The organism is Neotabrizicola sp. VNH66 (assembly GCF_049445895.1).
In the GTDB taxonomy this organism is placed as follows: domain Bacteria; phylum Pseudomonadota; class Alphaproteobacteria; order Rhodobacterales; family Rhodobacteraceae; genus Pseudogemmobacter.
The window spans coordinates 369,177-381,706 of record NZ_JBMSDW010000002.1 but is presented as its reverse complement, the minus strand read 5'-3'; the positions used below and the strand labels follow the sequence as shown (position 1 = coordinate 381,706).

Below are 12,530 nucleotides of genomic sequence, written 5' to 3'. Positions count from 1 at the left end.
ACAGACAGGGGATAGTGTCATGCGCCTTGGGATAACCCGCGCCCGGCTTGACAGGCAAAGGCCGGACAGGGCAATCCTGCCCGCAAGGGGTGGTTTATCCGCGGACCGGCCCGCAAGAACAAATCAGGTTTTTCCCCAGGGTTTCCCTCATGCTTCTTTTGGCCTCGGCCTCGGAAACCCGGCTTAAGATGCTGCGCGCAGCCGGTCTTACGGTCTCAGTGCAGCCCGCACGGGTGGATGAAGAATCAATCCGGTATGCGCTGGAGGAAGAAGGCGCCACTCCGCGCGATGTGGCCGATACCCTGGCCGAGATGAAGGCGCGCAAGCTGGCCGACCGCAATCCTCAGACACTGGTTCTGGGCTGCGATCAGGTGCTGGAGCTGAACCGCAAGATCTACGGCAAGCCCGCCTCACCCGAAGAGGCGATGCATCAGCTGCAGGCCTTGCGCGGGCAGACGCACAAGCTGCTGTCCGCCGCTGTCTTATATGAGCATGGCCGCCCCATCTGGCGCCATGTCGGCGAAGCACGGCTGACCATGCGCGCGTTTTCCGACAGCTATCTTCAGGATTATGTCGCCCGGAACTGGGATGCGATCCGCCATTCCGTGGGTGGCTATCAGCTGGAGGCGGAAGGTGTGCGGCTTTTTTCTGCCGTGGCTGGCGACCATTTCACCATTCTTGGTCTGCCGCTCTTGCCGCTGTTGAACTATCTGTCTGACCGGGGAATGATCGAGGCATGACTGACCATCCGCGTATCCCGCTGGCCGGCGTTCTTGGCCATCCCGTTGCCCATAGCCGCAGTCCTGCGCTGCACGGCTACTGGCTGCGCCGCTATGGGCTGAAGGGACATTATATCCCGATCGACGTGGCGCCCGCAGATTTGCCCCATGTGCTGCGGACCCTGCCGCAAATGGGCTTTGTCGGGGTGAATGTCACCATCCCGCATAAAGAGGCGATCCTGCAGATCGCCGATATCATCACCGACCGGGCGGCACTGATCGGGGCGGCGAATACCGTGATCTTCCGCAAGGATGGCAAGATCCACGCCGACAACACCGATGGCACCGGCTTTATGGCGAACCTCCGCCAATATGCAACGCTCTGGGACCCCTCCGCCGGCCCCGCGGCTGTTCTGGGTGCCGGGGGTGCCGCCCGGGCCGTGATCGCCGCGCTGATCGAAGCAGGCGTGCCGGAAATCCGGCTGGCCAACCGCACCCGTCCCCGGGCTGATGCGCTGCGCGCTGATTTCGGCGCGAAGGTCGTGGTTCATGAATGGAACATGGCCGGGCTGATGATCGAGGATTGCGCGACGCTGGTGAACACCACCTCGCTTGGGATGACCGGCAAGCCGCCGCTGCATCTGAATATGGAGCGGCTGTCCCCCGATACGCTGGTGACCGATCTGGTCTATACGCCGCTGAAGACCCAGTTCCTGCTGGAGGCTGAGGCGCGGGGCTGTTTCACTGTGGACGGTCTGGGGATGCTGCTGCATCAGGGCGCCCCGGGGTTCGAACGCTGGTTCGGACAGCGGCCGGAGGTGGATGAGGCGACCCGTCAGGCCGTTCTGTCGGCATGAGTGCGTTCCGTCTGGGCCTGACCGGCTCCATCGGCATGGGGAAAAGCACCACGGCTGCGATGTTCGCGGCCGAAGGTGTCCCGGTCTGGGATGCGGATGCGGCGGTGCACCGGCTGTATGGTGCGGGCGGTGCGGCGGCCGCAGCGCTGACAGCGCAGTTCCCCTCTGCCGTGACGGACGGAATTGTTTCACGGGAAACATTGAAGCGGCTTCTGGCACAGGACCCGGCGCTGCTGCCGGTTCTGGAATCGCTCGTGCACCCTTTGGTGGCGGCGGATCGGGCTGCTTTTCTGGCTGCGGCGGATGCCGATCTGGTTGTTCTGGACATCCCTCTGCTGTTCGAAAAAGGGACTGAGGGCGAATGTGACGCCACGCTTCTGGTCACCGCCCCGTCTGCGGTGCAACGCGCGCGCGTTCTGGCCCGGCCCGGCATGACCGAGGAGCAATTCACGCTGATCCTGTCACGCCAGATGCCCGATGCGGAAAAACGCCGCCGGGCGACCCATATCGTCGAGACTCTTTCCCAAGACAGCACCCGCGCCTATGTGCAGGCCCTGATCGCCCATCTGCGGAGCCGTCATGCGTGAGATCGTCCTTGACACCGAAACCACCGGCTTTGACCCTGAACAGGGCGACCGGATCGTCGAAATCGGCGGGGTGGAGCTGTTCAATCACCTGCCCACCGGGCGGACCTATCACCAGTATATCAACCCAGAACGCTCCATGCCGGCCGAGGCCTTTGCCGTGCACGGGCTGGGCGACGAATTCCTGCGCGACAAGCCGGTTTTCGCGCGGATCGGGCAGGAGTTCGCGGATTTCGTCGGCGATGCGAAGCTGGTGATCCACAATGCCGCCTTCGACATGAAATTCCTGAATTTCGAGCTGAAGCGGATAGGCCTGCCCACTTTGCCATGGTCGCAGGCCATCGACACGCTGGCGATTGCGAAGCAACGCTTCCCCGGTTCGCCGGCCTCGCTGGATGCTTTGTGCCGCCGGTTCGGCGTGGACAATTCCAAGCGGGAAAAACACGGCGCGCTGCTCGATTCCGAAATTCTGGCCGAGGTTTATCTGGAACTGATCGGTGGCCGTCAGCCGGATCTGGTGCTGGCGCCTTCGGGTGCCGGGCGCAGCGCGGGGGGTGTGGCGCAGGCTGACTGGCGTCCCCGGCCCCGGGCTGAACCGCTCCCCCCCCGTCTGACCGGGGCCGAGGAAGAGGCCCATGCCGCCTTTGTGGCCAAGCTGGGTGCCGGGGCGATCTGGCTGAAGCGGCAGTAGCCCCGCCGATTGTGGCAAGCCCGCGGCATTTCCCTCAATTCCAAAGGCTTAACCCCGGATTCACCAGCCCCCGCCATTCTGGCCCTGGGTGTGAAGACGGGTGAACGGATGGCCGGGCAGACGAATGCGCCGCCAGTCATCATCAAACGGAAAAAGGTTGTGGCCGGGGGCGGCCACCATGGTGGGGCCTGGAAAGTGGCCTATGCGGACTTTGTGACCGCCATGATGGCCTTTTTCCTGCTGATGTGGCTGCTGAACGCGACAACGGAGAAGCAACGGAAGGGGCTGTCGGATTATTTCAATCCGTCCATCCCCATGAGCCGGGTCTCCGGCGGTGGCGACGATACGCTGCAGGGTGATACGATCTTTGCCGAGGATACGCGGGTGCGCAATGCCACGGGCGGCACCGCGATGGAACGCGGCGCCTCCAACGGTGCCGATCGCGACAATCTGGCCCGTGAACAGGCCGAGGCACAGCAGAAGGCGGTGGAAAAGGCCCTGTTCGACCGTGGCGGCGAAAGCAACACGATGCGGCAGATGCTGCGCCATGTGATCACCCGCGTGACGGATGAGGGGCTGGTGATCGAACTGTTCGATCTGGACCGTACGGCGCTGTTCATGGGCGATACGGCCACCCCGCAGGACAGCACGCGCGCGCTGATTGGCATCGTGGCCGAAGTGCTGGCGCTGGCGCAGAATGGCATCGCGGTGAACGGTCATGTCCGAAGCTATCCCGTCACCCTGACCGCAGACCCGGGCTGGGACCTGTCGGCCGAACGCGCGCAGGCGATTCGGCTGCTTCTGCAGCAGGCCGGGATTCCGGCGGTGCGGATTCAGCGGATCGGCGGTTTTTCCGACCGGAAACCCGCCGTGGCCAATCCCGCGGCCATTCGTAACAACCGGATCGAGATCATTCTTCTGCGCGAGGACCGCTGAGCGATCCTTCAAATTTTAGCTGTTAGAGGAAATTTAGCACCCGCGCCCCAGTCTGCGGCTGACAGGTCACAGCATCAGAAAGGCGCAACCGATGACCATTTCCTCTGCCCTGAATGCGGGTGTGGCCGGGCTGAATGCCAATGCGGCCCGGCTCTCCTCGATTTCGGACAACATCGCCAATTCGGGAACCTATGGCTACAAACGCGCCTCGACTGAATTCTCCAGCATGGTCCTGACCGGCAATCAGGGGTCCGGTCTCTATTCCGCTGGCGGGGTGCGGGCGTCTTCCCTTCGCCTGATCGAGGAGCGGGGCGGCCTTGTCGGCACCTCGAACCCGATGGATCTGGCGGTCAGCGGGCGGGGCATGTTGCCGGTCACCACGGAAACCGGCGATGGCGGTCTCTACATGACCACGACCGGCGCCTTCCGCACCGATGAAAACGGTGTGCTCAGGACCGAAACCGGGCTGGTGCTGATGGGCTGGCCCGCCAATGCCGATGGCACGGTACCTGCTTTCCCGCGCGATTCCTTGGCCGGGCTGCAGCCGATTGTCATCAATGCCAGCCAGACCGCGGGCGACCCGACAACGCGCATTTCCCTGGGAGTCAACCTGCCCGCCACGGCCACCTCGGCCGGGGCCACGGGCACCGCGCAGCCGCTGCCGGTGGAATATTTCGGCAATCTTGGCAGTTCCGAGAGATTGGACATCTCTTTCACCCCCACCGTTCCCGCCACCGGGTCATCCAACCAATGGACCATGACCATCCGGGATTCGGCCAGTGGCGGCGCAGTCGTGGGCGAATATTCCCTGACTTTCGATGAATCGCGGGCCGCGGGCGGCACCATCGCCTCGGTCACGCCGGTCTCGGGCGGGGGCTATAATGCCGCTACGGGTGAACTGGCGCTGACCGTGGCGGGCGGCCCGCTCAGCCTGTTCATCGGCCGTCCCGGCGATACCGCGGGTCTGACGCAGCTTTCGGATGCTTTCACACCGGGTCAGATCACCAAGGACGGCTCACTCGTCGGCAATCTCAGCTCGGTCGAGGTGGATGAGAACGGCTTCATCAATGCGACCTATGACACCGGGTTCACCCGCCGCCTGTATCAGATTCCGCTGGTCGATGTGCCCAATCCGAACGGGCTGACCGCGCTCAGCAACCAGATTTATGAGGTTTCGCCGGATTCCGGTGCCTTCTACCTGTGGGATGCTGGCGATGGTCCGACGGGTTCGATCGAAGGTTATGCGCGTGAGGGGTCCACCACCGATGTTGCGGCAGAACTGACCTCGCTGATCCAGACGCAGCGTGCCTATTCGTCGAACGCGAAGATCATCCAGACCGTGGATGAGATGCTGCAGGAAACCACCAATATCAAACGTTAAGGGCTGAGCCATGTCCGTTGCCGCCGCCTTCAGCAGCGCCCTGTCCGGTCTGGGTGCTGCTGCCCGACAGGCCGAAGTGCTGTCCTCGAACGTTGCCAATGCGGCAACCCCCGGCTATGCGCGGCGCGAGGTGGCGCTGACCGTGCGGGATGTTGCGGGCACAGGACAGGGCGTCCGGGTCGCGGCGATCCTGCGGGATGTGGACCTGCATCTGCTGAACGACCGCCGCCGGGCCGAGGCAGGATCGGCAGCCGCCGACAGCCGGGCTGCCTTTCTGAACCGGCTGGAAGACATCCATGGCGACAGCGACAGCCCCGGTTCGCTGACCGGGCGGATCAATGCATTGGACAGTGCGCTGATCACCGCGGCCAGCCAGCCACAGTCCGAAGCGGGCCTTGCTGCCGCGGTCACGGCTGCCGGGGCGCTGGCCGATGCGCTGAACGCGGCGACCGATGCCGTTCAGGCAGAAAGGCTGGCCGCGGACCGGGCGATTGCTGCCGGGGTGGACCGGATCAACACCGCCTTGCAGCAGATCCGCGACCTGAATGTCGAGATCGCCGCGTTCGGTGGGGCCGGGCGCGATCCTTCCTCACTGATGGACCAACGGGCGCAGATCGTGGATGGCATCGCCGGGTATTTGCCCCTGCGGGAAGTGCAGCGCGATAACGGACAGATTGCCCTTTTTACCACGGGGGGCGCGGTCTTGCTGGAGGGCAGTCCCGCGACACTCGGCTTCACACCCGCGAATGGCATGGTTGCGGAAATGACCCTTGCGGCGGGCGCGCTGTCGGGCCTGACGCTGAACGGGCAGCCTTTGGCAACCTCTGGTCCCGCCAGCCGGATTCAGGGCGGGGAACTGGCGGCCCTGTTTTCCCTGCGCGACGATCTGGGCACCCGGGCGCAATCCGGTTTGGATGCGCTAGCGCGCGATCTGGTGGAGCGGTTTTCGCAATCCGGTCTTGACCCGACACTTGCGCCCGATGCGCCCGGCCTGTTCACCGATGCAGGACTGGCGCTGGACCCTGCGCAGAATACCGGGCTTGCCGGACGGATTGCGCTGAATTCCGCGGTCGATCCCGCGGCGGGGGGCAGCGTGACACGGTTGCGCGACGGCTTGGCGGCGGCAACCGCGGGGCCGTCCGGGGCCGCGGCTCTCCTGAATGCGTGGTCCGGTGCGCTTCAGGCGCAGCGCCCTGTGGCCGGCGGCATTCCGGCTGGCCAGTACAGCGCCGACGGTCTGGCGGCAGATCTTCTGTCGGGTGTCGCCACCGCCCGCCTCTCGGCCGAAACGGAGCAGAGCTACAACGGTGCCCGCCTGTCCGCCCTGCAGGATATGCAGGCGGCGCAGGGTGTCGATGTCGATGCCGAGATGCAAAGCCTTCTGGTGATCGAAAAGAACTATGCCGCCAATGCCCGGGTGATTCAGGCGCTGGACGAAATGCTGCAATCGCTGCTGGGGATCTGATCATGACCGTGCTGACCGCCTCTCCCTTCCTCACTCCCTCCTTGTCCCGTCAGGGGGCCGGGCTGCGCGCCGCGATCGAGCGTGCCACCGCGGAACTGGCCAGCGGCCGGGTCCAGGATCAGGGCGCAGCGGTGAAGGGTGATTTTTCGGCCCTCTCTGCTCTGGACCGCTCGCTCTCTCGGCTTGACGGCTATGCAGCGGCGACTTCAGCCTTGTCCTTCACGGCCGTGGCGATGCAGACGGCATTGAAAACCATGTCGGATACGGCGGATGATCTGGCTTCGCGCCTGACAAGCACAGCTGCTCTTTCCGGAGAGGCGCAGCTTTCGACGCTGGCGGCCTCGGGCGCACAGGGATTTGCCACGGCTTTGGCGGCAGTGAACACCTCGGCCGGCGGTCAATCGCTGTTTGCCGGGATTGAAACCGGCACCGCGCCCTTGCCCAGGCCCGACGCTTTCCTCGCCGCGCTGGAAACAGCGGTCGCCGCCGCAATGACTGCAGAGATGGCCAAAACAGCCATCGCCGGATGGTTCGCCGATCCCGGCGGATATGCGGCATTGTATCAGGGCGGCGATCCCCGTGCCGCGCTGCCCGTCGCTCCCGGAGAGGCGGCGCAGCTTTCCGTGACCGCGCTGGACCCCGCGCTTCGCGACACGCTGGCAGGTCTGGCGACATTGGCGCTTCTGGACCGCGGGCTCCTGTCCGGAGATCCGGCCGCCCGGGCCGCACTGGCCGCTGGGGCGGGAGAGGATCTGATGTCCGCCGTTGCGGGGCGGGTCCAGCTTCAGGCGCGGCTTGGCGTGGTGGAGGAACAGGTCACCGCGGCGAAGACGCGGAATGAAGCCGAACGCACGACCCTTGATATTGCACGGCTTTCGCTGATCGAGGCGGATCCCTACGAAACCTCGGCCCGGCTGAAGGATCTGGAGACGCGGCTCGATGCCTTCTACACCCTGCTCTCCCGGCTTTCGGGCCTGAGCCTGACGGGATATCTGCGGTGATCCGGCTGGTTCTGGCGCTGATCCTGATGGCGCTGCCGGTGATGGCCCAGCCGGTCCGTCTGAAGGATCTGGTCGAGGTGGATGGGGTCCGGGGCAATGATCTGGTGGGTTACGGGCTGGTGGTGGGCCTGAACGGCACCGGAGACGGTATCCGCAATGCGCCCTTCACCGAAGAGATCATGGCCAATCTGCTGGAACGGCTGGGCGTCAACGTCGCCGGAGAGGATTACCGGCCGAAGAACGTGGCCGCCGTCTTTGTGACGGCAACCCTGCCCCCCTTTGCCCGGGCGGGCGGGCGCATCGACGTGACGGTTTCCGCCATCGGCGATGCCAAAAGCCTCTTGGGCGGTACACTGGTGATGACACCGCTGAACGGGGCGGATGGTCAGATCTATGCCGTGGCGCAGGGCACGATCATCGCCGGCGGTGTCTCGGCCGAAGGCGATGCGGCGCGGGTGGTGCAGGGTGTGCCCACAGCAGGCACCATTCCCACCGGCGCGCGGGTGGAGCGGGAAGTGCCTTTCGATTTCAGCCAGCTCTCCGTCCTGCGGCTGGCGCTGAAAGTGCCGGATTTCACCACTGCCCTGCGGATCGAACGGGCGGTGAATGCGGAATTCGGGCGCAGGGTGGCGCTGATGCAGGATGCGGGCACGGTGACGCTGGACCTCGCGCGCAGCAATGCCGCGTCACCCGCGCATGCTCTTGCCCGGATCGAGGGGATTCTGGTCGAGCCGGAAACCCGCGCCCGGGTTGTGGTGGACCAACGCTCTGGCACCATCGTGATGGGTGCCGATGTGCGCATCAGCCGCGTGGCCGTGGCGCAGGGCAACCTGACCCTGCGCGTGGAAGAGGCGCCGATGGTCGTGCAGCCAAACCCTTTCGCGGAAGGGGAAACCATCGTGGTGCCCCGCAGCAATGCCTCGGTCGAGACGACGGGCACCGGACTGGCCGAGGTGGCGGCCGGAACCAGCCTGTCCGAGGTGGTGGCCGGGCTGAACGCACTTGGCGTGCCGCCGCATGACATGATCGACATTCTGAAAAGCATCAATGCCGCGGGGGCGCTGCATGCGGAATTCGTGATCCAGTGATACCGCAGGGTGCTGACCCCCCGGGCCCGCGGTGGTGTGGGGTCAGGCCACCCGGTCCACCGCAGGTGCCGGCTGATAGTTCAGGATCGGCGCCAGCCAGCGTTCCGCTTCGGCCAGATCCATCCCTTTGCGGCGGGCATAGTCTTCGGCCTGATCCCGCTCTACCTTGGCCACGCCGAAGTAATAGGACTTCGGATGCCCGATATAGAGGCCCGAGACAGAAGAGCCCGGCCACATCGCCATGCTTTCGGTCAGCGTTACGCCGGTGGTCCGCTCGGCATCCAGCAGGTGGAACAGGGTGCGCTTTTCGGTATGGTCGGGCTGCGCCGGATAGCCGGGCGCGGGGCGGATGCCGGCATAGGGTTCTCCGATCAGCTCTTCGGGGGCATAGCTTTCAGCAGGGGCATAGCCCCAGAACTCGCGCCGGACCCGTTCATGCAGCATCTCGGCCATGGCCTCGGCAAAGCGGTCTGCCAGCGCCTTCACCAGGATCGCGCCGTAATCGTCATTCGCGCGCTCATAGCGGGCGGCGACCTCCTGCTCTTCCGGTCCTGCCGTCACCACGAAGCCGCCGACCCAGTCCCGCGCCACCCCCGCGGGGGCCACGAAATCGGCCAAAGCCACATTCGGGCGGCCGTCGCGTTTGGCTGTCTGCTGGCGCAGGGTATGCAACGTGGCCAGCGGATGCACTCGGTCCTCACCCGAGAACAGCACGATATCGTCGCCCAAAGATTGCGCGGGCCAGAAGCCCACCACCGCGCGCGGCCTGAACCAGCGCTCGGCGATGATCCGGGCCAGCATCTCCTGCGCATCGGCGAACAGCTGGCGCGCGGCCTCGCCCTGCGCCTCATCCTGCAAAATCTTCGGATAGACGCCCTTCAGCTCCCATGTCTGGAAGAACGGGGTCCAGTCGATGTAGCGCGCGATCTCGGCCAGGTCCCAGTCATCCACCACGCGCGGGCCGGTGAATTGCGGGGCGGGCGGCGCATAATCCGCCCAGTCTAGCCGCAGCGCATTGGCGCGGGCCGCCTGCAGCGGCACCCGCTGCTTCGCCCGTTCGCTGCGTTCGTGGCGGGCCGCCACCTCGGCATATTCCTCGCGCAGCGCCTGCACATAAGGCGTCTTCTGCGTCGTCGACATCAAGGAGGAGACCACACCCACCGCACGGCTGGCATCGGTGACATAGACCGCCGGACCGCGGGTGTAGCGCGTCGCGATCTTCACCGCGGTATGCACCTTCGAGGTGGTCGCTCCGCCGATCAGCAGGGGAATGTCAAAGCCTTCCCGCTCCATCTCGGCCGCCAGATGCACCATCTCATCCAGCGAAGGGGTGATCAGGCCCGAAAGGCCGATGATGTCCACCTTCTCCGCCCGCGCGACCTCAAGGATCTTCTGCGGCGGCACCATCACGCCCAGGTCGATAATCTGGTAATTGTTGCAGGCCAGCACGACGCCGACGATGTTCTTGCCGATGTCATGCACATCGCCCTTGACCGTGGCCATCAGCACCTTGCCTGCGGCCTGACTGGTGCCGTCCTTTTCCGCCTCCATATGCGGCAGCAGGACGGCCACGGCCTGTTTCATGACGCGGGCGGATTTCACCACCTGCGGCAGGAACATCTTGCCCGCACCGAACAGGTCACCCACCACGTTCATGCCCGCCATCAGCGGGCCTTCGATCACATGCAGCGGGCGTTCGGCGGCCAGACGAGCCTCTTCGGTGTCGGCCTCGATGAATTCGGTGATGCCGTTCACCAGCGCATGTTCCAGCCGCTTTTCCACCGGCCAGTCGCGCCATTGCAGATCGCGAACCTTTTCCTCTTTCGCGCCACCGCGGAAGCGTTCGGCCACCTCCAGCATGCGCTCGGTCGCGTCGGGGCGTCGGTTCAGCACCACATCTTCGCAGGCCTCGCGCAGATCGGGGTCTATCTGGTCATAGACGGCCAGTTGGCCCGCATTGACGATGCCCATATCCATGCCCGCCTGAATGGCGTGATACAGAAACACCGCATGCATCGCCTCGCGCACGGCTTCGTTGCCGCGGAAGCTGAACGACAGGTTCGACACCCCGCCCGAGACATGGGCGTGGGGCAGGTTCGTCCTGATCCAGCGGGTGGCTTCGATGAAGTCCACGCCGTAATTGTTGTGCTCTTCGATCCCGGTCGCCACGGCAAAGACGTTGGGATCAAAGATGATGTCTTCCGGCGGAAAACCCATCTCCTCGGTCAGGATGCGGTAAGCGCGGGCGCAAATCTCGGTCTTGCGCTGATAGGTGTCGGCCTGCCCGGTCTCGTCGAAGGCCATCACGACCACCGCGGCACCATAGGCCAGACACAGGGCCGCATGGTGGCGGAACGCCTCTTCGCCCTCCTTCAGGCTGATCGAGTTCACGACCGGCTTGCCCTGCACGCATTGCAGCCCGGCCTCGATCACCTCCCATTTCGAAGAGTCGATCATCACCGGCACGCGGGCGATGTCGGGTTCAGAGGCGATCAGGTTCAGGAATTCGACCATGGCGGCGCGGCTGTCGATCAGCCCCTCATCCATGTTGATGTCGATGATCTGGGCGCCGTTTTCCACCTGATCGCGGGCCACCTCCAGCGCGGCGGCGTAATCGCGGTTGGTGATCAGCTTGCGGAAGCGGGCGCTGCCGGTGACATTGGTGCGTTCGCCCACGTTGACGAAGGGAATGTCCGGGGTCAGGACAAAGGGCTCCAGCCCGGACAGGCGCAGGGTACGGGTCATTTCACGCTCCTCGGGGCGAAGGGGGCGACGGCCTCGGCAATGGCGCGGATGTGGTCGGGCGTGGTGCCGCAGCAGCCGCCGACGACATTCACCAGACCTTCGCGGGCGAAATCGGCCACCTGCCGGGCGGTGTCTTCCGGGCCTTCGTCATATTGGCCAAAGGCATTGGGCAGACCGGCATTGGGGTAGGCGCAGGTGAAGGTATGGGCCACCCCCGCCAGTTCCGCGATATGCGGGCGCATGGCGGCTGCGCCAAGTGCGCAGTTCAGCCCTACGGTGAAGGGTCGTGAATGGGCGACCGAATGCCAGAAGGCCGTGGGCGTCTGCCCGGTCAGCGTCCGCCCCGAGGCATCGGTGATCGTGCCCGAGATCATGACGGGCAACCGCTGGCCATGTTCGGCAAAGGCCTCGAAACAGGCAAAGATTGCGGCCTTGGCGTTCAGCGTGTCAAAGATCGTCTCGATCAGGATGATGTCAGCGCCGCCTTGGATCAGGCCGCGGACCTGCTGGCCATAGGCGCGGCGCAGATCGTCAAAGCTGACGGCACGGAAGCCGGGGTTGTTCACATCCGGGCTGATGCTGGCGGTGCGGTTCGTCGGCCCCACGGCCCCGGCCACAAACCGCGGCTTGCCGTCGATGGCGGTGGCCCGGTCCAGCGCGCGGCGGACGATGCGGGCGCCTTCGACGTTCAGGTCATGCACCGCGCCTTCCATCCCGTAATCGGCTTGCGCGATGGTGGTGGCGGAAAAGGTGTTGGTCTCCACAATATCCGCGCCTGCCATGGCATAGCGGAAGTGGATCTCCTCGATCGCGTGCGGTTGGGTCAGGATGAGAAGGTCGTTGTTGCCCTTCTGCGGGTGATCGGAATGATGGTGGCAGGCACAGCCAGAGCCGTGGCCGGTGTAATCCTCCTCGCCCAGACCCAGGCCCTGAATCTGCGTGCCCATGGCGCCGTCCAGAATCAGGATACGCTGACGCGCCAGCGCCTCCAGCTGGGCGATGGCGGGCGACGGCGGAAGGTCTAGGCGGATCATCGGCATCTCCTGCAGAAGGCGCAGGCATA

Annotated in this window: 11 protein-coding genes; 9 read left to right on the top strand and 2 right to left on the bottom strand. The window is 65.0% G+C overall.

What is annotated here, in order from left to right:
* Positions 1 to 149 precede the first annotated feature (149 nt).
* The 9 genes from ACO2Q5_RS04375 (at position 150) to ACO2Q5_RS04335 (ending at position 8,722) form a co-directional block, all read left to right on the top strand.
* Complete coding sequence (locus tag ACO2Q5_RS04375) at positions 150 to 740, top strand: Maf family protein (RefSeq protein WP_423288382.1); 591 nt, start codon at positions 150 to 152, stop codon at positions 738 to 740.
* Positions 737 to 1,576 (top strand): shikimate dehydrogenase, encoded by an 840-nt coding sequence (locus tag ACO2Q5_RS04370; protein ID WP_423288381.1) that lies wholly within the window; start codon positions 737 to 739, stop codon positions 1,574 to 1,576. Before ACO2Q5_RS04375 ends, ACO2Q5_RS04370 begins: the two co-directional genes overlap by 4 nt.
* Positions 1,573 to 2,163 (top strand): dephospho-CoA kinase, encoded by a 591-nt coding sequence (coaE, locus tag ACO2Q5_RS04365; RefSeq protein WP_423288380.1) that lies wholly within the window; start codon positions 1,573 to 1,575, stop codon positions 2,161 to 2,163. Before ACO2Q5_RS04370 ends, coaE begins: the two co-directional genes overlap by 4 nt.
* Positions 2,156 to 2,851: a DNA polymerase III subunit epsilon gene (gene dnaQ / locus ACO2Q5_RS04360; RefSeq protein WP_423288379.1), complete on the top strand. Its 696-nt coding sequence runs from the start codon at positions 2,156 to 2,158 to the stop codon at positions 2,849 to 2,851. Before coaE ends, dnaQ begins: the two co-directional genes overlap by 8 nt.
* Positions 2,852 to 2,959: 108 nt before the next feature.
* Positions 2,960 to 3,787 (top strand): flagellar motor protein MotB, encoded by an 828-nt coding sequence (locus ACO2Q5_RS04355; protein WP_423288378.1) that lies wholly within the window; start codon positions 2,960 to 2,962, stop codon positions 3,785 to 3,787.
* Positions 3,788 to 3,878: 91 nt separating this feature from the next.
* Entirely contained in the window at positions 3,879 to 5,168 is a 1,290-nt protein-coding gene (locus tag ACO2Q5_RS04350) for a flagellar hook protein FlgE (protein WP_423288377.1), read from the top strand.
* A 10-nt stretch (positions 5,169 to 5,178) separates the two neighbouring features.
* Positions 5,179 to 6,633 carry a flagellar hook-associated protein FlgK gene (flgK, locus tag ACO2Q5_RS04345; protein ID WP_423288376.1) on the top strand — a complete coding sequence of 485 codons (1,455 nt, stop codon included), beginning with the start codon at positions 5,179 to 5,181 and terminating at the stop codon, positions 6,631 to 6,633.
* A 2-nt stretch (positions 6,634 to 6,635) separates the two neighbouring features.
* A complete protein-coding gene (locus ACO2Q5_RS04340) occupies positions 6,636 to 7,634 on the top strand; it encodes a flagellin (protein WP_423288375.1) in 999 nt (332 codons plus the stop codon).
* 26 nt (positions 7,635 to 7,660) lie between these two features.
* Positions 7,661 to 8,722, top strand: a complete 1,062-nt coding sequence (locus ACO2Q5_RS04335) for a flagellar basal body P-ring protein FlgI (RefSeq protein WP_423288461.1) — start codon at positions 7,661 to 7,663, stop codon at positions 8,720 to 8,722.
* Between the two features lie 42 nt (positions 8,723 to 8,764).
* Here the strand turns inward: ACO2Q5_RS04335 and metH are convergent, their stop codons facing one another.
* A complete protein-coding gene (metH, locus tag ACO2Q5_RS04330) occupies positions 8,765 to 11,467 on the bottom strand; it encodes a methionine synthase (protein ID WP_423288374.1) in 2,703 nt (900 codons plus the stop codon).
* Complete coding sequence (locus ACO2Q5_RS04325; RefSeq protein ID WP_423288373.1) at positions 11,464 to 12,501, bottom strand: homocysteine S-methyltransferase family protein; 1,038 nt, start codon at positions 12,499 to 12,501, stop codon at positions 11,464 to 11,466. Before ACO2Q5_RS04325 ends, metH begins: the two co-directional genes overlap by 4 nt.
* Positions 12,502 to 12,530 lie beyond the last annotated feature (29 nt).